The following is a 20,540-nucleotide window of genomic DNA, read 5'->3' as shown; positions in this document are numbered from 1 at the left end:
ATCTGCTGCGGTCCTGTCCCCATCATGGCGCTATGGGGGACGATCGGACGGAAGCCGACAGCGCCACGCCTCGTTGGCAAGGAGCCGGCGCTGTCGGTCGGCGATGGCAGGCCATCCGGAGCGTACCGCGCTGAGGACCGCAGCGTCGGCGGATGGACCTTCATCGCAGGCAAAATAGGCGCGAAGCCGTCCTTCGCAGTGGAAGCCGAGGCCGGTGTAGAGCTCGAGCGTACGCCGCAGGCGCCAATCCAGATGCACCTCGGCCCGCTCGACGGCGAGCACCTCGAAGGCATACCGCGTCATGAGATGCGCGACATGGCTGATGAGCAGGACCTCGTCCAATCGTCCGCTGCTCCAGATCGGCGCAAGCGTCGCCCGCTTCTCCTCCGGCTCGAGCGCCGCGAAAGCGGTAAGGCCGATGATGTCGCCTGACCCGGCGTCCTCGATCGCGAAGGTGGCCGTGACGTTCGCGCAGCTCAGCGTGGTTGCCATGCGCGCGGCCGCCGCCTGGCCGGAGCCGCCGCGATCGAGCTGCCGAAGCATGCCGGCGTCCCCGAGCGGCATTACCCGCGAGATCTCAGGACCGTAGATCCTGGTCAGCAGGATGCGGTCGGTGGCCAAGGCGGCATGGCTGTCTACGAATTGCATGCCCTATTGACGCATCGAACCAACATGCCGTCAAATGACCGGAATGGCAGTTCATATGCGGATTGGTCATGTCCCTGAATCCGAGACACGTTGACCTGTTTCGCGAGGTCGTGCGTCACAACGGAATCACCAAGGCGGCCCTGAGCCTGCGGATCGGGCAGCCTTTCGTCAGTCGCGCTATCGCGCGGCTGGAGCGCGAGATCGGCTTCGCGCTGTTCGAACGCGGGCGCGGCGGCGTCACGTTGACGCCGGAAGGCGAGATATTCCTGCATGAGGTGGAGCGCAACCAGGCCGGGCTGGAGTATCTGGCGCGTGCGGCGCGCGGCATTCGCGCGCGGGGCAGCGGGACGCTGAGGATCGCCTGCCTTCCAGCATTCACCTATTCGTTGATGCCGCGGATCGTCAGCAAGTTCTCCAGGAAGAACCCCGGCATCATGCTGTCGGTCGCCGTGCACAGCCCTGAACGGGTCTGGAGCCTGGTTGCTGCGGGCCAGTGCGATGTCGGGCTGGCGCGACCCCAGTCGGGTTTTGCAGCGGTCGACGACGAACTGCTGATGACCACCGACGCCATCTGCGTGCTGCCGCGTCAGCACCGGCTGCGGTCGAAGCGATTGATCATGCCAAAAGACCTGCACGGCGAGGCGATGATTGCGCCAGCCCCGGGCGCGCTGCATCGAACGCGCCTCGAACGCGCCTTCGAAGACGCCGGGGCCGAGGTCAGAACGGTAGCGGAGATTCAGTACAGCATGCAGCGCTGCGCTCTGGTTGCGCAAGGGCTGGGCTTCTCGATCGTCGATCCCGTCGTGGCGCGGGATTTTGCCAGCGCCCGGATCGTGCTCAAGCCGTTCACGCCGCGGCTGGAGATCACCACCGTGCTGCTGTTTCCGTCGCAACGGCCGCGCAGCCGTCTCGCGCTGGAATTCTGCGACCTGCTTCGCGCCGAGACCGCGGAATACAGGAAGCCCGCCCGCGCTCCGGCCTGACCCGATCCGTGCCGTTTTGCCCGGATGTGGTGTTGTCCCGTGATCCGCCGCCGTCGGTCACGAGCGGGGAACCCCCTCACACCTCGAGCCATTCCTCCCGAATGGCGGCATTCGCCTTGAGCTGGTCGGGGGTGCCTTCGAACACGACGCGGCCGTGGCCCATGATGTAGACCCGGTTCGAGATCTTCATCGCGATCGAGAGCTTCTGCTCGACCAGGAGGATGGCGACGCCGGCCTTGGCGATCCGCGCGATCAGCTCGCCGACCTGCTGCACGATCAGCGGTGCCAGCCCTTCGGTCGGTTCGTCGATCATCATCAATTCGGGATCGCCGAGCAGGGTGCGGCAGGTGGTCAGCATCTGCTTCTCGCCGCCCGACAGCACGCCGGCCGGCGTGTCGGCGCGGCGGGCGAGGTTGGGGAACATGTCGAGCATCTCCTGCAGCCGCCACTTGCCGGGGCGGCGCGGGTCCTTGATGCCGAGGATCAGGTTCTGACGCACCGTCAGGCTCGGGAAGATGTCGCGATGCTCCGGCACATAGCCGAGGCCGAGGCGGGCGATCTTGTGGCTCGGCAGGCCCGCGATGTCCTTGCCCTTGAAGCGGATGGTGCCTTGCGGCGGCACCTCGCCCATGATCGCCTTGACGGTGGTCGAGCGGCCGACGCCGTTGCGACCGAGCAGGCTCACCACCTCGCCGGCGGCGATGTCGAGATCGACGCCCTGAAGGATGTGGCTCTTGCCGTAATAGGCGTGGAGATTCCTGACTTCGAGCATCAGTCGACCTCCTCGCCGAGATAGGCTTCCTTGACCTTCGGATTGCCGCGGATCTCTTCCGGGGTGCCGGAGGCGATGATGTGGCCGTAGACCAGCACCGAGATGCGGTCGGCGAGGCCGAACACCACGCTCATGTCGTGCTCAACGATCACGAGCGTGCGTCCTTCGGTGAGGCGGCGGATCAGCGCGACGGCGCGCTCGGTCTCGGCATGGCTCATGCCCGCAGTCGGCTCGTCCAGCATGATGACGCTGGCGCCGCCGGCGATCGTGATGCCGATCTCGAGCTCGCGCTGCTCGGCATAGGTGAGCAAGCCCGCCGGCACGTCGCGGCGATGGCTGAGATGGATGTCGTCGAGGATCTGCGCGGTGCGCTGCTTCACCTCGGGGAGGTTGTCGACATTCTTCCAGAACGCGTAGCGGTGGCCGGTCGCCCACAGCACGGCGCAGCGGACGTTCTCCCACACCGTCATACGGGCGAACACGTTGGTGACCTGGAACGAGCGCGACAGCCCGCGCCGGTTGATCTCGAACGGCCGCAGGCCCGAGGTGACCTCGCCGTTGAGACGGATCTCGCCCGAGGTCGGCTTGATGTAGCCACTGATCAGGTTGAACGTCGTCGACTTGCCGGCGCCGTTCGGGCCGATGATGGCGTGACGCTCGCCCTTGGCGACGTTCAGGTTGAGGTCGCGGATGATCTGGACGTTGCCGAAGCTCTTCTCGACGGCGTTGACTTCGATGGCTGCGGTCATGCCAGATACCCCCGATCACGGGCCACCGTCGCGGCGCGATCCCAGGCTTCCGCAATGCGTCGCCAGGTGATGCGCGCGACCAGGAAGCCGCCGACCACCAGAACCGCGGCGGCCGCCCAGGTCGTCGGCGCCGTGGCGGCGAAGGGAATGCCGAGCAGATTGATGGCGTCGCCGCCCGAGAAGCGCGCGACCGTCTCGATGCTCAGGATGATGCCGAGCGCCAGCGCCAGCGTCGGGATCGCCGCGACCAGATAGGACGGGATCACGGCACCAAGCGTGCCGGCGCGGATCAGCGGACGGTGCTTCATCAAGATGCCGGCGATGCCGCCCGGCGCGAACATCACGATGGCGATGAAGATGATGCCGAAATAGAGCTGCCAGACCGAGGTGACGTTGGTCAGCCCGAGCTGCAGATAGGTCACCAGGATGGCGCCGAGGATCGGACCGAAGAAATAGGCGGTGCCGCCAATGAACGCCGAAAACAGCACGAGGCCCGATTGCGTCGCGCCGAGATAGGCGGAGTTGGCGATCTCGAAATTGATCGCGGCGAGGCCGCCGGCGATGCCGGCGAAGAAGCCGGCGAACATGTAGGCGAGATAGCGCACCACATGCGGATCGTAGCCGATGAACTCGACCCGTTCCGGATTGTCGCGCACCGCGTTGCAGATGCGCCCGAGCGGCGTGCGGGTCAGCGCGTACATCGCGATCGCGGAGATCAGCACCCAGAACGCGATCAAATAGTAGACCTGGATCTGCGGCCCGAAGGTCCAGCCGAACAGCGGCATCAGCGAGGTGCGGTCGGTGGTGATACCGGATTCGCCGCCGAACACGCTGCGCAGGATCAGCGACGACGAGGCGACCAATTCGCCGATGCCGAGCGAGATCATCGCGAACACCGTGCCGGCGCGCTTGGTCATGACCCAGCCGACCAGCAATGCGAAGGTCATGCCGCCGATGCCGCCCATCAGCGGGATCACCGGCAGCGGGATCGGCCAGTTGTGGCTCGCGACCGCATTCATGGCGTGCACGGCGAGGAAGCCGCCGAGGCCGTACTGCACGGCGTGGCCGAACGACAATAGCCCGGTCTGGCCGAGCAGGATGTTGTAGGACAGCGCGAAGATGATCGCGATGCCGATCAGGCTGAACGAGGTCAGCGAGCCGCCGGAGGAGAAGATCAGCGGCAGCACGACGAGTGCTACGGCTGCGATCAGCCAGATGCCATAGAAGCTCAGGGCGCTGGCGGACTCTTCTTTGGCCGCGGCGGAGGTGGGGATAGCGGCGTTGCTCATGACTCGCGCGTCCCCAGCAGGCCCATGGGGCGGAAGATCAGCACCAGCACCAGCAGCAGATAGGGCAGGATCGGCGCGATCTGCGCGATCGTGACGTTCCAGATGTCGGTCAGCGGCGAGGCACCGAGGCTCGGATCGAGCGGCCCGAACACGCTGGCGAGCGAACCGTTGAGCGCGACCGCAAAGGTCTGGATCAGCCCGATCAGGAGCGAGGCGATGAAGGCGCCGGGCAACGAACCGAGGCCACCGAACACGATGACGACGAACAGGATCGGCCCGAGCAGCGCGGCCATGTCGGACTGCGTCACCAGCGAGGGACCGGCGATCACGCCGGCAAGACCCGCCAGCGCGCTGCCGACGCCGAACACCAGCATGAACACGCGGCCGACATTGTGACCGAGATGGCCGACCATGCTCGGATGGGTCAGCGCGGCCTGCACGATGAGGCCGACCCGCGTCCGCTTCAGCGTGACCAGGAGCGCGATGAAGATCACGACCGAGACCACCAGCATGAAGATCTTGTAGGCGGGGTAGTTGGTGGAGAACACCGTGAAGGCCGGAAAGTCGAGCGCCGCCGGAACCCGATAGTCGACCGGGCTCTTGCCCCAGATCATCGAGACGATTTCCTCGATGGCGAAGGCCAGACCGAAGGTCAGCAGCAGCTCGGCGACGTGGCCGTGCTTGTGGGTGTTGCGCAGGCCGTAGCGCTCGACGCCCATGCCGACCACGCCGACCAGGAGCGGTGCGATCACCAGCGCCGGCCAGAAGCCGATCCAGCGGGTGAGCTGAAAGCCGAAGAACGCGCCCAGCATGTAGAAGCTCGCATGCGCGAAGTTGAGCACGCCCATCATGCTGAAGATGACGGTGAGTCCGCTGGACAGCAGAAACAACAGCATGCCGAACAGCACGCCGTTGAGTGTCGAGATGACGATGAGCTCAGCCACGGCGCACCCGCTTGAGACTGGAACGGTTCACGTGATCAATAACCTGTCGGTGAAATGAGCTACGGCACCACGACGCTGCCGGAAGGCGAACGCCTCCGCAACCCTGTGGTCGCGGAGGCGCCTTGCAGCGGCCGATCAGGGCCGCTTCATGTTGCAGGTGGTCGGAAGCACCGTCTGATCGGTGTCGATCCTGGAGACGATGTGCCAGCCCCAGCCGGTGTTCTCTTCGTCGAACGGCTCCTTGGCCTTGTCGGCCAGCGAGCCGAACGAGGAGATGATGATCGGCTGGAAGAACTGGTGGTCGTCCTTGCGCATGAAGCCGTCGCCGCCGTCGAATACGTCGAACTTCATGCCCTCGAGCGCGGCCGCGACTTTCACCGGATCGATCGAATTGGCTTTCTCGGCGGCGGCCTTGAACATCCGCATCTCATTGACGGCGCGCGGATACCACACGGAAATGCCGGTCTTGGCGCGGAAGTCCTTCTCGAAATCCATCGCCGCCTTGTTGCCGGAGTTCGGGACGCCTTCGCTGATCTGGAACACCTGGTTCTCGAGACCGGTCTGCTTGATCGCGGTCGGTCCACCGGCGCCGCCGGCATAATAGGTGTACCAGTTGACCTTGAGGCCGGCATCGGCCGCGGCCTTGAGCAGCAGCGCGAAGTCCTGTCCCCAGTTGCCGGTCACGACGGTGTCGGCGCCGGACGCCTTGATCTTGGCGATGTAGGGCGAGAAGTCGGTGACCTTGAGCATCGGGTGCAGCTCGTCGCCGACGATCTGGATGTCCGGACGCTTTTCGCCCAGCATCTTGCGCGCTTCCGATCGCACCGACTGGCCGAACGAGTAGTCCATGTTGATCAGATAGACCTTCTTGATCGACGGCTGGCCCTTCATGTAGTTGGTCAGCGCGGCCATCTTGATGTCCGAGTTCGCATCCCAGCGGAAATGCCAGTAGCTGCACTTCTCATTGGTCATGCTCGGATCGACCGCGGCGTAGTTGAAGTACAGCACTTCCTTGCCGGGGTTGCGCGAATTGTTCTTGGTGACGAAATCTTCCAGCGCCGCGCCGACCGACGAGCCGTTGCCCTGGGTGATGTAGTGGATGCCGGCGTCGACCGCCTTCTGCGCCTGCACCAGGCTTTCCTGCGGATTGGTCTTGTTGTCGAGCGGGACGATCTCGACCTTGTGGCCGAGGATGCCGCCCTTGGCGTTCAATTCGTCGGCGAGGTACTGAAACGTCTTCAGGCCGCCTTCGCCAACGCTGGCGCCGCCGCCGGAAAGCGGATCGATATAGCCGATCTTGATGGTTTCCTGCGCGGACGCCGCGCCTCCCAATACCGTCAGCGCTGCCGCGGCGGCAACGATCAGCCTATGCATCCTGCGTTCCTCCCTTGCTCATGTTCTGATTGATCTTAAGCGATCGAGGCCGTCTCATAACCCCAATTGCCGCGCCTTCGCAACTTTCGCCTTGAATATGGCGTCAAGTTTTAGCGGAAGGTAGTATGATGTTATAGGCTATATGTCCTCAGAATTGGTCGCTGTTTTGAATTAGCAGTAAACTTTCGGATGAGACCTGCGCCCGCCCGCCCGCCCAGCATTTTGGAACCGATGCTCAAGCCGGATGTCGCCGCGGCTTGAGTCCCGAGAGAAACAACCGCGCGAAATGATCGGCGATCTCGACTGGAGACCGGTCACGCCTGGTCTTGAACCAGATCGGATACCAGTGGCCCATTCCGGTCAGAATACGCTCGGCGAAGTAGGTATCGATGCGGCGGAAGCGGCCCTCGTCGATCCAGCGCTGATAGCTGTCCTGGTCCTGCCGGATCGTCGCCAGCACCTGGCCGACATAGGCTTTCCGGTCAATTTCGTTGAGATAGTTGATGTTGTGGTAGGTCGCCTTCGGGCCGCAGGGCGTGTCGTGCAGCATCAACAGCAAGCGGATTCTCTGCACGATGTGATCGAATGCCCCGAGGCGCTGGTCCTGCAGGTGCTCGCGAACGCTGATCTCGCCGGCGAGCCCGCGTCGCAGGCAGGCCAGCAGCAGGCTCTCCTTTTCGCTGAAGTGATAGTAGATGCCGGCGCGGGTCATGCCTGCATCCACGGCGATGCTCTCGAGCGACGTGCCTGACGCGCCCCTGCGGTTGAAGCTGTCGGAGGCAATCGAAAGCATCCTGTCGAACTTCGCGGCCCGCTTGTTCAACGCCGCGCGCGACTCCAGGAATGGGGCAAGGCTGAGCGGTTCGGGCATCTCGGGAACCGCGATCTCGCGCCGGTAAACCCCGTGCGTGATGATGTCATCGATGGCATCGATCGCCTGCTGGCGCGTGTAGTAGTCGCGTTCGGACAGCCAGAACGGAACCCAGTCCAGGATGGAGATGAGCGCCACCGCCGTGAGCAGCGGTTCGTCGCAGGCGATCGAGCCGTCCGCTACGCCCCGATCCAGAATCTCCGCAAGCCAGGCGGCATTCTGCCAGCGCTTGGCATGGACTTCGCTGCTGTAGGGCGCAGCCAGCGCATCGATATCGGTGAACAGGATCATGCGCTGGGCTTCGGACCGCAGCCGGCCGCGCACAAAGCGCCTGACGATCTCGAGCCCGTCGATACCGGGCTCGGCCGCCGCCTCCATCTCGCGCCTGTAGATCGCGAGGCCGCGCAGGTAGCAATGAAAGATCAGGTCTTCCTTGTCGCGGAAGTGATGATACAGCGCGCCCGGCACGGCCTGTACCGCCGCCGCAACCTGCTCCATCGTGACATTGGCATAGGAATGGCGGGCAAACAGCCGGGATGCAGCGACCAGAATCTCTTCAGCTCGACCTGTCAGCGCAGCGACTTGCAAGCTCCGATGCCCTTTCCGGTTGCCGGATGCCAATCCTGACGGGAGATAATCCTCTCGGCATGGGACTTTCAATCGCCGATTTGGTCCGACGAACCTCCTATCGCGTGATCCGAGCACGAGATCATGACGCGGCGGCGCGCATCATGATCCCGTCTCGTTGCGTGAGTCCGATCCCGGCACGGTCAGCTGCGTCGCCATCTACTCCTGCGCAAATGCCTTGTCGAAGAAGGCGGGCAGATCGTTGCGCAACTGCGTGAGCAGCACCTCGCGATCGAAGCCGGGCGGATCTGCCGCGGCGTCGCCATCCAGGGTCTGGATCGGTGTGCCTGGGCGATCCATGAAGGCGAAGTGCCACGCGTTGGGGATCATGTGAAATTCGGCGTGCGGCAGATTCTGTGCGATCCATTCGGCGTGGAAGCGCGGCACCAGCCAGCGGTCACGTTCGGCTGCGTAAACCGCGGTCGGTATCTTGATCGCGGCGAGCGATGCGGCGGTGAAGACCACGCCGGCCGGCGCCATCGCCACCACCGCGCGCACCCGCGGATCGGTCGCCGTCGGCAGCAATGTCACGGCGGGCGGTGACTTGGAGTCGCCCCCCATGCTGCAGAACAAGGGATCGTCCTTGCTATCGGTCTTGCAGTGCGCGCCGATGCGCGACAGCTCGACCTGGCCGCCGGCCAGCGCGATCACGGTGTAGCCGCCGGCGGAGTGTCCGGCCGCCCCGATGCGCGGACCCTGGGCATCGGTCGCGATCCTGTCCTTCCATTCGGGGTCGGCCAGCAGCGCATCGATCACCCGCGACGCTTGCCGCGGTCGTTCAGTGAAGAATGTCCCCGGCGGCTGCTGCCAGATCGAATGATCCTCCCAATTGTCGCCGGGATGCCGCAAGGCCGCGACCAAATAGCCGTGCCGGGCCAGCGCCTCCGCCAGGCTGGTATGCCCGAGCTCGGAGCCGCCCGTTCCGTGGCTGAGGATGATCAGGCCCTTGAATTTTGCATCGGGCGGCGCCCCGATCGCGACCCGGACCGTGAACGCGCCCATCGGGATGGCACGGGCCGGCGTTTGGGTCGGGTAATAAAGTGCGACGGGGATAGCCGCCGGATTGGTGGCGGAGACCGGGATCGTGATCTGGCGCCAGCCCGCCTCGGTCGCCTCGGCCGCGGTGGGCGGCACCAGGACCGGGAGGGCCAGCAAGCCAAGACAGGACCAGAGACAGGTGCAGAGCAGCCGGAGCCGAGCCGCCGGAACCATCGAAAATTTCATGAGCGCGTCCTCGAATGATCGACCGTCCGGCTGCTATAGGAAGGTGCGGTCTCGGGTCCACGTCCACTTCGCGAACGGCAATTCTTATTCGCCAATGACCATCACCGAACTCTTACGCCAGGATTCGATGGCCTTGCCGCGGCGCCACGCCGCGCTGGTGCTGCCGGTGGTGACCGGTGTCGGGCTCGCGATCGTGGGCGCGTTCGGCACCTATGTCGGGATGGGATTGCTGACGCGGCTGGTCCATTTCGTGGTCGGCGCGCTGCTGATCACCACCCTGGTCATTGGCGTGACGGCGCTGGTGCGGCGCTATCTGTTCTCCGGCGCCGAGCCGTTCTGGGCTGCGATCGGCGTCGCGGTGGCGGTTGCGCCGGTCGGCGGCTGGATCGTTCAACAATTGTTGTGGCTGCTGGCGCCCCAGGTGCTGCCCTATGTGACTTACCGCGACCTCGCCCTGCAGGTGCTGTCCATCAATCTGTTCCTCGGCCCGCTGATCTGGGCCCTCCGGCGGGTACCCGCTGAAGCTGCCGATCTCGCCATCGACCCGGCACAGCCGACGTCCCCGCCGGATGCATGCTGCTCGTTTCGTTCGAAATTGCCGTTTGCACTCCGCAGCGCGGCCATCCTGTCCCTGAGCGCGGAGGACCATTATGTCCGCGTGCGCACCGATCGCGGTGAGGCCCTGATCCTGATCAAGCTGGCCGATGCCGTTGCAGCCTTGGGACCGGAGACCGGGGTGCGGATCCATCGGTCACACTGGGTCGCCCACACCGCCGTCCGGGGGTTGACGCGTCAGTCCGGCCGGCTCGGCGTCCGGCTCGACGACAATCTCGTGCTGCCGGTGAGTCGCGCCGGACAGAAACTGCTGTGTAATCAGCAGGATAGGATGCCGCTCGGCGCCTGAGCCGACCAAGCCGCAGCAGCGCGCCAAGGCGCTTGGCCGGATCGCTGGAACATCGTAAGACAAGTATCTGGTATACCACGGACCGCCGGCACGAGGTCCGGGATTGGTCTTTGAGAGAGGAAACATGGCGCGCAACATTCTGATCCTTGGGGCTTCCTACGGCTCCCTGCTGGGGACCAAGCTTCTGATGGCGGGGCACAACGTGTCCCTGGTGTGCCGGAAGAACACTGCGGACCTGATCAACCGCGACGGCACCGAGGTGCGCGTCAAGCTGCGTGACGAGAAGGAGCACCGCTCGATCTTCTCGCGCGACCTGCCGGGCAAGCTCGACGCCGTCACGCCCGCCGATGTTGACGTGTCGCGCTACGACATGGTCGGCCTTGCGATGCAGGAGCCGCAATACACCAACCACACGGTTCGCGTCCTGATGATCAAGATCGCGGCGGCGAAGCTGCCCTGCCTGTCGATCATGAACATGCCGCCGCTGCCGTATCTGAAGCGGATCCCCGCGCTCGCCGGCATGGACCTCGAGGAGGCCTACACCAACGCCCAGGTGTGGGAGCGCTTCGAGCCGGGACTCGTGACGCTGTGCTCGCCGGATCCGCAGGCCTTCCGCCCGCCGGAGGAGAAGGCCAACGTCCTGCATGTCGGCCTGCCAACCAACTTCAAGGCCTCCGTCTTCGCCGACGACAAGCACAACAAGGTGCTGCGCGAGCTCGAAGCCGACATCGACGCGGTGACGCTCGACGGCCAGGACGTTCCGGTGAAGCTGAAGGTGTTCGATTCGTTGTTCGTGCCGCTGGCGAAGTGGTCGATGCTATTGACCGGCAATTATCGCTGCATCACGCCGACCGAACCGCAATCGATCCGCGACGCCGTCCACGGCGACCTCACGCGCTCACAGGCGATCTATGACCATGTCGACGGCATCGCGCGCAAGCTCGGCGCCGATCCTGCCGATCAGGTGCCGTTCGCGAAATACGCCAAGGCGGCGGAGAGCCTGCTCAAGCCGTCCTCGGCGGCCCGCGCGGTCGCCGCCGGCGCGCCGTTCATCGAGCGCGTTGATCTGCTGGTGAAGCTGATCTCGCATCAGCTCGGCACGCCGAGCGCCGAGATCGACCGCACCGTCGAGACCGTCGATCAGAAGCTGAACGAAAAGATCGTGCAGGGCGGCTCGGGCGCCGAGTAACCCAACGACGTGTTGGCGGGGGCGGCAAGCGCCCTCGCCATGCATCGGCGCTCGGCAAAGCGTGCAATCGCGGCTGCCGAACGCATGGCTCGACCTGTTCAGCTGAGGTAGGCTCGCACGAGATTTGCGGTTGGGAGCCACCGACATGCCGATCAAATCGCTTCCTCTTCTTGCCATCTACGGCGACCTCGATCGCGCGCGCGACATCATGCGCGCCTGGCAGCCGCTCGACCATCTTTCCCCCGACGATGCCGAGATCGTCGTGAAGGCGATCGCCGAGGGCATCGCGCGCGGGCGCCGGCACGGGCTGGAGATGGGGCAGTGCCATCTGGCGGCGTAGGCCGCTAGCTCTGCTGCTTCACGGCCAGAATCGTCACCGAGCGTGTCTGGTGGCTCGGCGTCTGGAAATCGATGGTCTGGCCGACCGACAATCCGATCAGCGCGGCGCCGACCGGCGTCAGCACCGAGATGCGCCGGAGCGCGATGTCGGCTTCGTGCGGGTACACCAGCACGACTTCCCTGACGTCGCCGGTTTCGTCGTCGCGGTAGCGCACGCGCGCGCCCATGCGGACCACGTCAGGCAGTTCGGAATCGTCGGCGACGACTTGGGCGCGGTCGGTCTCGCGGGCGAGGAACTGGGCCACGCGGGGAAACACCGCCATGCTGGAATCGGCCAGCGCGCTGAGGCGATGCGCCTCGCTCGCGGTGATCACGATCGGCGGCAATGCAGGAGCGGTAAAGTCGTTTTGAATGGTTCGGGTCATGTCGGATGATCTTTGCGGTTGATCGCAGGCGCGGCGCTGCCGGCGCGCAGATGTCTCGCGCGACGCGACAGGCCGAATGATTTGATGGTGTTATGAATTGACGACGACGAGAATCCGGACGGCGCGCGATCGCCGGCCGGCTAAGTGCCTGCGTGCAGACGTCCGGCGCGCAAACCAAGGCGCGCAATGCGGGTGTCGATGCTCAACATGTCGATCATGGCACCATCAACATAGCCGCTCATGACGTTGCATCCATTGCGGCGAAAGCGCGCACGCGCCACGCCATCGCCGTAACAGCATGGTGTCAGGGCTGGCCGATGCCGGTGAGGCCGAGCACCGCGCCGGCGGCGAGCGCGAGCAGCGGATGGATCCGGGTCGTGGTGGTGGCGATCGCGACCATGGCCGCGATCAGGATGGTGCCCCAGCTCGAGGTCGACGAATGGGTGATGACGATGGCGCTGGCGGTGACGAGGCCGGCGGTGACCGGAACCAGCCCGGCCTGCACCGTGCGGCGCCACGGCCGGTCCTTGAAGCGTTCCCAGAGCCGCAGCGCGAAGCCGGTGACGAGCGACGACGGCCCGAACTTGGCGAGCGAGGTCACCAATACGCCCGGGAAGCCGGCCACATGCCAGCCGACCAGCGGCACCACCATCATGTTCGGTCCCGGTGCGGCCTGGGCCAGCGCGAACAGCGCGCCGAACTCCTGCGCCGTCATCCAGTGATGGATGTCGACCACCTGACGCTGCATCTCCGGCAGGATGGTGTTGCCGCCGCCGAACGCGAGCAGCGACAGCTCGGCGAAAATCAGGGCGAGCGTAACGAGGGTTGCGGTCATGACGCCTGCCTCGATCGGAGGAATATGCTGAGCGGCGCGAGCGTCAATAGCGTCGGCAGCAGCGGCAATCTGAACACCGCGATCGCGAGCACGCAGAGCGCGCCGATGACAAGCCCGAGCACATCGCGCCGCAACGGCCAGGTGATCTTGATCGCGGTGGAGATCAGCAGCCCGGCCGCCGCTGCGGCGAGACCGCCGAACAGATGACGCACCACCGGGTGGTCGGCGAAGCGGCCATAGATCACGCCGAGGCCGATCACGACCGCGGTCGGCACCGCGATCAGGCCGAGGATCGAAGCAAGGGCGCCGGGAATGCCGCGAAACTTCAGCCCGACCGCCACCGACATGTTGATGATGTTGCCGCCGGGCAGGAACTGGCAGAGCCCGAGCAGGTCGGTGAACTCGGCGCCGGTCAGCCAGCCGCGTTTCTCCACCATCATGTGCCGTGCCAGCGGCAGCACGCCGCCGAAACCGGTCAGCCCGAGAATGAAGAAGCCCGTGAACAACTCGCCGACATCAGGTGCGTCATGCTTGGCGGTCTGTGCGGCGGGAATGGCGTCCATCGGCGGGGCGGCTCCGGTTCGTTCGTTGTTGAGCTCACTTTAGTTGGCCGCGTGCCAAATATCCAATATATGGATACGGGAATTTGCATATCTATTGCATATGGATCGCTCTGATGATCGAACTGCGCCATCTCCGCTATGCCGTCGCGGTCGCCGAGGAAGGCCATATCACCCGTGCCGCCGCGCGGCTCGGCATCCAGCAGCCGCCGCTGAGCCAGCAGATCCGCGCGCTGGAAACCGCGATCGGCGCGCCGCTGTTTCGCCGGCAGCCGCGCGGGGTGGAGCTGACCGCCGCCGGCCGGGCCTTCGTCGGCAAGGCGCGCGCGATCCTGCGCGACACCGAGCTTGCCGTGGAAGCCGCGCGCCGCGCGAGCCGCGGCCAGGAGGGGCAGCTTGCGATCGGCTTCACCTCGTCGGCCGCCTTCCATCCCTTCGTCACCGGCGTGATGCGCGAAATGCGCGAGCGCGCGCCGGCGATCACGCTGTCGCTCGAGGAGGCCTCGACCGGCGATCTGATCGAAGCCGTCGAGGCCGACCGGCTCGATGCCGCATTCGTGCGCTCGCCGAGCGAGCGGCTGGAGAACCTGACGATCACGCATCTGCTCGACGAGGAGATGCTGGTGGCGTTGCCCGATCATCATCCGCGCGCCCGCAAGGACACGCGCCGGCGGATCTCGCTGGCCTCGCTCGCCGACGAGCCGCTGATCCTCTACCGCCGTCCGACCGGACCGGGCCTCTACGACAGCATCATCGCCGCCTGCCGCGCGGCAGGCTTCAGCCCGAAAGTGGCGCAGGAGGCGACGCGGATGGTATCGACGCTGAGCCTGGTCGCGGCCGGGCTCGGGATTTCGATCGTGCCGGAATCGATGGCGCGGCTGGAGACCGCAGGCGTGTCCTATCTCCGCCTCGACCGCGCCACCGGCCTGGTCGCGCCGCTCGCACTGGCGCGCAAGAAGGGCCCCGCCGCCGGCACGCTCGGCCGCCTGCTCGGCATCGTGACGCGACGGGTGAAGGATCGGGCCGCCGTTTGACGGAGTGTCGCGCGACGTGGCTTCACGTCGACGCAGGCCCCGCGGATGGCGTGGAATGTGGGGAGTTTGGCGAACGCTCACGCCACCGCGCGGCTAGATAGCTCCCATCGAACCCTGATGCCGGCGCGTCGATCGCAACAGCTCGGTTGCGTCCGGCGGCCTCGGGTTCAATCACCACAGTGAAAGGCAGTTCAATGGCACGTTTTGCTGTCCATACGATCGACTCCGCCCCGGAAGCCTCGAAGGCGGCCCTGCGTGACGTCGAGGCGCGGTTTGGCATGATCCCGAACCTTGCGGCGACGATGGCGACGTCACCGGTGCTGATCCAGAGCTTCATCGGCATCTTCGACAAGGTTCACGGCGGCAGCTTCACCGAGCAGCAGATCCAGACCGTGCTGCTCACCGATGCGGTGACCAACGGCTGCACCTGGGCGGTCGCGCTGCATTCCGCGCTCGGTTTGCAGGCCGGGCTCGATCCTGAAGATGTCGACGCGATGCGTGCCGGCCGCTCGCCTGCCGACAAGACCCTCGGCGCGCTCTCGACGCTGGCGCGGTCGCTGATCGAAAAGCGCGGTCGGCTCGACGACGAGGAGATCGAACGATTCCTGGCGGCCGGGTTCTACAAGGACCTCGTGCTCGAAGTGATCACCATCGTGGCGGCATCGACCATCACGAATTACACGGGCAGCATCACCAATCCGCCGCTGGAGCCGGGATTGCAGGACCATGCCTGGAATGGTTGAGCCGATCTCAGCCGGCCGGTTGATCACAAGCGAGGCGCTCCACTTTACCTCGCCCCGCGTGCGGGGAGAGGTCGGAACGTATCGTTAGATGCGTTCCGGGTGAGGGGGAGCCTCCGCAAACGCAGCTATTGCGGTATATGCGGAGACAGCCCCTCACCCCAACCCTCTCCCCGTAAGAACGGGGTGAGGGAGCGCAGCAGCCGTCGCAATCGCCTTCGACCCAATCTCATCACGCTCTAGCTAACGCGCAAATCTGGCGCGGTAATCCTGCGGTGTGGTCGACAGCACGCGCAGGAAGCTGCGGCGCATCGTCTCCTCGGACCCGAAGCCGCAGCGCTGCGAGATTCGCTTGACCGGCAGGCGCGTCTCCGAGAGCAAATGCCGGGCGCCCTCGACCCGCAATCGCTCGATCGCGCGCGCCGGCGTCAGCCCGGTTGCATCGGCATAGTGCCGGCTGAAGCTGCGCTCGCTCATGCCGGCCTGCTTCGCCAGCGTCGAAAGCGAGAGGTCGTCGGCGAGATGGCCGCTGATCCAGTCATGCAGCGCGCCGAACCTGTCGTCAGTCGTTTGCAGCGACAGGATTTCGCTGAACTGCGCCTGGCCGCCCGGCCGCTTGAAGAACACCACGAGATAGCGGGCGACGGCAAGCGCCGCCGCGCGGCCGAGGTCTTCCTCCAACAGGGCCAGCGCGAGATCGATGCCGGACGTGACGCCGGCCGACGTCCAGAACGATCCGTCGCGGACGAAGATCGGATCGGACTCGACGCGAACATCGGGAAATCGCTCGGCGAGTTCCGAACAGAATTGCCAATGGGTCGCGGCACGACGGCCATCGAGAACGCCCGATGCGGCGAGCAGGAACGCGCCGGTGCAGACCGATGCGGTGCGGCGCGCTTGCGCGGCGCGTCCGCGTACCCAGTCCAGTAGGATGCTATCGGCCGCCGCTGCGTTGACGCCGTCGCCGCCCGGAATCACCAGCGTGTCGACTGCCGTGCTGACGGCGGGCAGCGGGTACACCGCGAGCCCGACGCCGGCCGATGCTTCGATCGTGGGCCCATCCTTGGCGACGACGCGGACCTCATAAGGCTCGGCGTTGCCTGCCCTGGCCGCCAGCGCGTTGGCGGATGCGAACACCTGCAATGGTCCGGTGACATCGAGCAATTGCACCGCCGGGTAAGCCAGCACTTCGATCAGGCGGCGGCCTTTTGGCGGGAAACGTGGGCTGGTTGGCGTCATCGCCGAAACGTGCCGCGCTAGATTCGCTTTGTCCATAGTGCAGGGAAAGTTCACGCGAAGTTTGAGGGAAGTTCGATGATTGCTCAAGATGTCCACTTGCGGATCGGATCACTGCTGTTCGAAGGCGTCGATCAAATCGATTTGACCGGGCCGTTCGAGGTGTTGTCGCGGATTCCGAATTCGACCTACCGCATCTACGGCAAGACCGCCGAGCCGGTCCGCGACATCAAGGGATTGCGGCTGACACCGGATGCGACGCTGACCGAGGCGCCGCCGCTCGATGTGCTGCATGTTCCGGGCGGCTTCGGTCAGCAGGCCCTGATGGAGGACGCGGAAGTGCTCGGCTGGATCAGCCGGCAGGCGGCGGGGGCATGCCGCATCTTCTCGGTCTGCACGGGCGCGCTGATCTGCGGAGCGGCGGGCCTTCTGAAGGGGCGCAGGGCGACGACGCATTGGGCCTCGTTTCATCTCCTGCCGTTCTTCGGCGCGACGCCGGTGAACGAACGCGTGGTGGTGGACGGAAGCTTTGTCTTTACCGCCGGAGTCACGGCCGGCATCGATGGCGCATTGCGGCTCGCGGCTGAATTGCGCGGCGACGACGCCGCGCGCGCGATCCAGCTCTATATGGTGTATGCGCCGGAGCCGCCGTTCGACAGCGGCACGCCGGAGACCGCGCCACCCGAGATCCTGCAGCAGTCGCGCCAGGCCGTACGCGCGATCACGGCGCAGCGGGAAGAAACCGCACGCCGCGTGGCCGCGAGGCTGGGCGTCGTGGTGGGAGATTGAACGCGGCGGCTAATTGCCCGGCTCGAAGCTGCAGTCGGCACCGCCGCCGGCCTTGTCCTTGATCACCGTGGGATCGAGCGTGCAGGACAGTTTCGACAGCGCCTCGTAGATCGTGCCTGCGGCGCCGTCGGGCGGCACGCCGGCGAGCGCCACGGTCGCGTAGATCGCGTTGGCCTCGCGGCCCTTTACGGTGCGGGTCCTGCTGCCGAAGGTCAGCGCGCAGGAGCGCGAGGTGATGTCGACATTGCTGGCGCGGCAGACGACCTTGTCGGCCGTGACGGTGATCTTCCCGGTGACGTGAACATTGCTGTTGCCGCCAAAGAATGCGGCGACCGCTTTCTTCTTCTTGGCCGGTAGCGACGAGTACGGCGCCACCACGCCTGCGAGCGCCAGCGCAACCGAGCCGGACGTGGTCGCAGGCGCGGCCGATGCGGCGGACGAGGCCAGCGACAATGAACATGCGAGGATCGTCAATCGGCCAAGCCTCATTCCAAGTCTCATTCTCGTCTCCTGTATCTGCGCTTTCCGTGGCGCGGAATCGCTAGCACGCCTAGTGACCTGAATGGGTGATGCCGTTCACATGCCATCCCGCAACTTCGCGTGAGGGCGGTGCGCGCACAGGGCAGGGCGGCCCCGCGTGGACCCGCTTGCACGATCGCGCCATCGGCGTCACAGTCCGCTCTGCGGCAGCGATGTCGCCAACAACCAAGACAAGAAGTTCAGTCCGAGGAACGGAACATCTAGGGAGCATCATGGCGGCCACGCGCATCGACTGCGACATCCATCCCGCGGTGGGGGGAACGCGCACTACGCTGCTGCCTTATCTGAGCGATCACTGGAAGGAACAGGTGGTCAGCCGCGCCATCGACGGGCTGGATCTCAACTCCTATCCGCCGTCGATGCCGCTGTCGGGCCGCGCCGACTGGCGGCCGGCCGACGGCCGCAAGCCCGGTAGCGATCTTGCCATGGTGCAGCGCGGCGCGTTCGACCAGCTCGGCGCCAGCCACGCCATCTGCAACGTCGTCTATGGCGCGCAGGCGGTGTTCGATCCCTACATGGCGGCGGACTTCTGCAAGGCGATCAACGACTGGATCGCGGCGGAGTGGCTTGCCAGGGACACGCGGCTGCGCGCCTCGATCGTGGTGCCGATCCAGGCACCGGATCTTGCAGTCGAGGAGATCGAGCGCCGCGCCGGCGATCATCGCTTTGTCTCCGTGCTGGTGCCCTCGCAGGGCGAGATGCTGCTCGGGCGGCGGCACTACTGGCCGATCTATCAGGCCGCGGAGAAACACAGACTGCCGATCGCGATCCACGCCGGCAGCGCCTACCGCGGCGCGCCGAGCTCGATCGGCTGGCCGTCCTATCGTTACGAATATTATCTGGCCGAAGCGCAGGCGTTCCAGGCGCAGACATTGAGCCTGATCTATGAGGGCGTGTTCGGGAAGTATCCGGGATTGACTGTCGTGTTGATGGAGTCGGGCGTCAGCTGGCTGCCGGCCTTCATGTGGCGCGCCAACAAGACCTGGCGCGGCGTCCGCGTCGAGGTGCCGTGGGTGCAGCGCGAACCGGGTGCGATCATCCGCGATCATTTCCGCGTGACGATGCAGCCGTTCGACGCGCCGATGGATGCAACCGGCGTCGCCGACATCATCGACCAGATCGGCTCCGACAAGATGTTCCTGTTCGCATCCGACTATCCGCACTGGCAGTTCGACGGCGACGATCCGATCCCGCCGCATCTGCCTGATAGCCTCGTCAAGCGGATGTGCGAAGACAACCCGATTGAAACGTTCCCGCGCCTGAAGCTCGACTCGTAATTCGCGCGCATGATCCGGAAAAGTGGGAACCGGTTTTCCGAACAGATCATGCGCCAAGCCAAATGGAGGATCGCATGAGTGACGTCATCGACCGCCCGATGCTCGACCAGGAGATCACCGCCGCGACGCGGCTCAAGATCATCGATTGTGACATCCATCCGAGCATTCATGCACACAGCGACCTCAACGAGTTCCTGCCAAAACGCTGGCAGCAGCATCTGAAGGAATATGGCAGCCATCTGCGCACGCCCTATATCGGCACCACGCCGTATCCGCGCTCCTCGCCGCTGATCGCGCGGCGCGACGCATGGCCTCCGACCGGCGGCGTGCCCGGCTCCGACCTCGATTTCATGCGCAAGCAGCATCTCGATCCGTTCAATGTCGAGTTCGGTATCCTGCAGGTGCTCGACCTCTTCATCTTCTCGCAGCAGAATCTGGAATTCGGCGCCGCGATCCAGCGCGCCATCAACGACTGGCAGCTCGCCTTCTGGGCGCACCGCGATCCCAGGCTGAAGGCCTCGATCCTGGTCGGGCAGGACGGCTCCGACCTCGGCCTCGCCGAGATCGACCGTTGCGCCAAAACCGGTGAGTACATCCAGATCAACGTCTCGCCGCGCGCCAACGAGCCGCTCGGCCGCCGCCGCTACTGGCCGATCTACGAGCGCGCGCAAGAGCTCGATCTTCCGCTCGGCATCCATGTCGGCGGCTATGGCGGGCATGCGCCGACCGGCGGCGGCTGGCCGTCCTATTATTGCGAGGAGCATCAGTCGAATGCGCATACGGTGGCCTCGAACCTCACCAGCCTCGTGCTGGAAGGCGTTCCCGAGCGCTTCCCGAAACTGAAGATCGTGTTCATCGAGGGCGGCTTCGGCTGGATCCCCGCCACGATGTGGCGGATGGACCAGCATTTCGAGCGCTTCCGCAGCGAGGTGCCGCATCTGAAGCGCAAGCCCAGCGAATATGTGAAGCAGCATTTCTGGTTCACGACCCAGCCGATCGACGAGCCGGATGAAGCGAAGCACCTGCGCCAGCTGATCGAATGGGTCGGGATCGACCGGCTGCTGTTCTCGTCGGACTATCCGCACTGGGACTATGACGACGCGCGCTTCGCCTTCAAGACGCCGCTGACGGACGCCGAGCGGCGCAAGATCTTCAACAGCAATGCCCGCGCGGTTTACAAGTTCTAGGACA

At 65.3% G+C, this 20,540-nt stretch carries 22 protein-coding genes; 9 read left to right on the top strand and 13 right to left on the bottom strand.

Annotated elements, in window-relative coordinates:
* Positions 1–30: 30 nt before the first annotated feature.
* Complete coding sequence (locus tag JQ573_RS18020) at positions 31–648, bottom strand: GNAT family N-acetyltransferase (RefSeq protein ID WP_212313825.1); 618 nt, start codon at positions 646–648, stop codon at positions 31–33.
* Between the two features lie 68 nt (positions 649–716).
* On the opposite strand from JQ573_RS18020, the gene JQ573_RS18015 reads away from it, so the two are divergent.
* Entirely contained in the window at positions 717–1,631 is a 915-nt protein-coding gene (locus JQ573_RS18015) for a LysR family transcriptional regulator (protein ID WP_212313823.1), read from the top strand.
* A 76-nt stretch (positions 1,632–1,707) separates the two neighbouring features.
* On the opposite strand, the gene JQ573_RS18010 is transcribed toward JQ573_RS18015, so the two are convergent.
* The 7 genes from JQ573_RS18010 to JQ573_RS17980 form a co-directional block, all read right to left on the bottom strand.
* Positions 1,708–2,403 carry an ABC transporter ATP-binding protein gene (locus JQ573_RS18010; protein ID WP_176529142.1) on the bottom strand — a complete coding sequence of 232 codons (696 nt, stop codon included), beginning with the start codon at positions 2,401–2,403 and terminating at the stop codon, positions 1,708–1,710.
* Positions 2,403–3,152 carry an ABC transporter ATP-binding protein gene (locus tag JQ573_RS18005; RefSeq protein WP_212313821.1) on the bottom strand — a complete coding sequence of 250 codons (750 nt, stop codon included), beginning with the start codon at positions 3,150–3,152 and terminating at the stop codon, positions 2,403–2,405. The genes JQ573_RS18010 and JQ573_RS18005 overlap by 1 nt, the downstream gene beginning before the upstream one ends.
* Positions 3,149–4,441, bottom strand: coding sequence for a branched-chain amino acid ABC transporter permease (locus JQ573_RS18000; protein WP_212313819.1), 1,293 nt, complete (start codon positions 4,439–4,441; stop codon positions 3,149–3,151). Before JQ573_RS18000 ends, JQ573_RS18005 begins: the two co-directional genes overlap by 4 nt.
* Entirely contained in the window at positions 4,438–5,385 is a 948-nt protein-coding gene (locus JQ573_RS17995) for a branched-chain amino acid ABC transporter permease (RefSeq protein WP_173638683.1), read from the bottom strand. The genes JQ573_RS18000 and JQ573_RS17995 overlap by 4 nt, the downstream gene beginning before the upstream one ends.
* 135 nt (positions 5,386–5,520) lie before the next feature.
* The gene (locus tag JQ573_RS17990) at positions 5,521–6,759 is read right to left on the bottom strand and encodes a branched-chain amino acid ABC transporter substrate-binding protein (RefSeq protein ID WP_212313818.1); all 1,239 of its coding nucleotides are present in this window, start codon (positions 6,757–6,759) and stop codon (positions 5,521–5,523) included.
* Between the two features lie 235 nt (positions 6,760–6,994).
* Positions 6,995–8,218, bottom strand: coding sequence for a TetR/AcrR family transcriptional regulator (locus JQ573_RS17985; RefSeq protein ID WP_249131920.1), 1,224 nt, complete (start codon positions 8,216–8,218; stop codon positions 6,995–6,997).
* Positions 8,219–8,416: 198 nt separating this feature from the next.
* Positions 8,417–9,481, bottom strand: a complete 1,065-nt coding sequence (locus tag JQ573_RS17980; RefSeq protein WP_212313817.1) for a dienelactone hydrolase — start codon at positions 9,479–9,481, stop codon at positions 8,417–8,419.
* Between the two features lie 94 nt (positions 9,482–9,575).
* Here JQ573_RS17980 and JQ573_RS17975 point away from each other — a divergent pair, with 94 nt between their 5' ends.
* The 3 genes from JQ573_RS17975 (at position 9,576) to JQ573_RS17965 (ending at position 11,914) form a co-directional block, all read left to right on the top strand.
* Positions 9,576–10,385 (top strand): LytTR family DNA-binding domain-containing protein, encoded by an 810-nt coding sequence (locus JQ573_RS17975; RefSeq protein ID WP_212313816.1) that lies wholly within the window; start codon positions 9,576–9,578, stop codon positions 10,383–10,385.
* A 124-nt stretch (positions 10,386–10,509) separates the two neighbouring features.
* Positions 10,510–11,574, top strand: coding sequence for a ketopantoate reductase family protein (locus JQ573_RS17970; RefSeq protein WP_212313815.1), 1,065 nt, complete (start codon positions 10,510–10,512; stop codon positions 11,572–11,574).
* Positions 11,575–11,719: 145 nt separating this feature from the next.
* Positions 11,720–11,914 (top strand): hypothetical protein, encoded by a 195-nt coding sequence (locus JQ573_RS17965; protein WP_163162778.1) that lies wholly within the window; start codon positions 11,720–11,722, stop codon positions 11,912–11,914.
* Between the two features lie 4 nt (positions 11,915–11,918).
* Here JQ573_RS17965 and rnk read toward each other — a convergent pair whose 3' ends face one another.
* The 3 genes from rnk to JQ573_RS17950 form a co-directional block, all read right to left on the bottom strand.
* Positions 11,919–12,338, bottom strand: coding sequence for a nucleoside diphosphate kinase regulator (rnk, locus tag JQ573_RS17960; protein ID WP_249131919.1), 420 nt, complete (start codon positions 12,336–12,338; stop codon positions 11,919–11,921).
* Positions 12,339–12,642: 304 nt separating this feature from the next.
* On the bottom strand, positions 12,643–13,173 hold the full coding sequence (locus JQ573_RS17955) for a chromate transporter (RefSeq protein ID WP_212313814.1): 531 nt from the start codon (positions 13,171–13,173) through the stop codon (positions 12,643–12,645).
* Positions 13,170–13,736, bottom strand: a complete 567-nt coding sequence (locus tag JQ573_RS17950; RefSeq protein ID WP_212313809.1) for a chromate transporter — start codon at positions 13,734–13,736, stop codon at positions 13,170–13,172. The genes JQ573_RS17955 and JQ573_RS17950 overlap by 4 nt, the downstream gene beginning before the upstream one ends.
* Positions 13,737–13,852: 116 nt before the next feature.
* Here JQ573_RS17950 and JQ573_RS17945 point away from each other — a divergent pair, with 116 nt between their 5' ends.
* Both JQ573_RS17945 and JQ573_RS17940 read left to right on the top strand, forming a co-directional pair.
* Complete coding sequence (locus tag JQ573_RS17945) at positions 13,853–14,767, top strand: LysR family transcriptional regulator (RefSeq protein WP_212314334.1); 915 nt, start codon at positions 13,853–13,855, stop codon at positions 14,765–14,767.
* Positions 14,768–14,961: 194 nt separating this feature from the next.
* Positions 14,962–15,510: a carboxymuconolactone decarboxylase family protein gene (locus tag JQ573_RS17940; protein ID WP_212313808.1), complete on the top strand. Its 549-nt coding sequence runs from the start codon at positions 14,962–14,964 to the stop codon at positions 15,508–15,510.
* 240 nt (positions 15,511–15,750) lie between these two features.
* Here JQ573_RS17940 and JQ573_RS17935 read toward each other — a convergent pair whose 3' ends face one another.
* On the bottom strand, positions 15,751–16,746 hold the full coding sequence (locus JQ573_RS17935) for a GlxA family transcriptional regulator (protein ID WP_212313802.1): 996 nt from the start codon (positions 16,744–16,746) through the stop codon (positions 15,751–15,753).
* Positions 16,747–16,821: 75 nt separating this feature from the next.
* Between JQ573_RS17935 and JQ573_RS17930 the strand changes: the two genes are divergently transcribed.
* On the top strand, positions 16,822–17,532 hold the full coding sequence (locus tag JQ573_RS17930; protein WP_212313800.1) for a DJ-1/PfpI family protein: 711 nt from the start codon (positions 16,822–16,824) through the stop codon (positions 17,530–17,532).
* 9 nt (positions 17,533–17,541) lie between these two features.
* Here the strand turns inward: JQ573_RS17930 and JQ573_RS17925 are convergent, their stop codons facing one another.
* The gene (locus JQ573_RS17925; protein WP_409334652.1) at positions 17,542–18,033 is read right to left on the bottom strand and encodes a hypothetical protein; all 492 of its coding nucleotides are present in this window, start codon (positions 18,031–18,033) and stop codon (positions 17,542–17,544) included.
* 251 nt (positions 18,034–18,284) lie between these two features.
* On the opposite strand from JQ573_RS17925, the gene JQ573_RS17920 reads away from it, so the two are divergent.
* Both JQ573_RS17920 and JQ573_RS17915 read left to right on the top strand, forming a co-directional pair.
* The gene (locus JQ573_RS17920; protein WP_212313798.1) at positions 18,285–19,349 is read left to right on the top strand and encodes an amidohydrolase family protein; all 1,065 of its coding nucleotides are present in this window, start codon (positions 18,285–18,287) and stop codon (positions 19,347–19,349) included.
* Between the two features lie 74 nt (positions 19,350–19,423).
* Positions 19,424–20,536, top strand: coding sequence for an amidohydrolase family protein (locus tag JQ573_RS17915; protein WP_212313796.1), 1,113 nt, complete (start codon positions 19,424–19,426; stop codon positions 20,534–20,536).
* Positions 20,537–20,540 lie beyond the last annotated feature (4 nt).

Source organism: Bradyrhizobium sp. AUGA SZCCT0105 (genome assembly GCF_018129565.1).
GTDB lineage: Bacteria > Pseudomonadota > Alphaproteobacteria > Rhizobiales > Xanthobacteraceae > Bradyrhizobium.
Note: the sequence above shows the minus strand (reverse complement) of the source record. Positions and strands in the feature narration are given on the sequence as shown.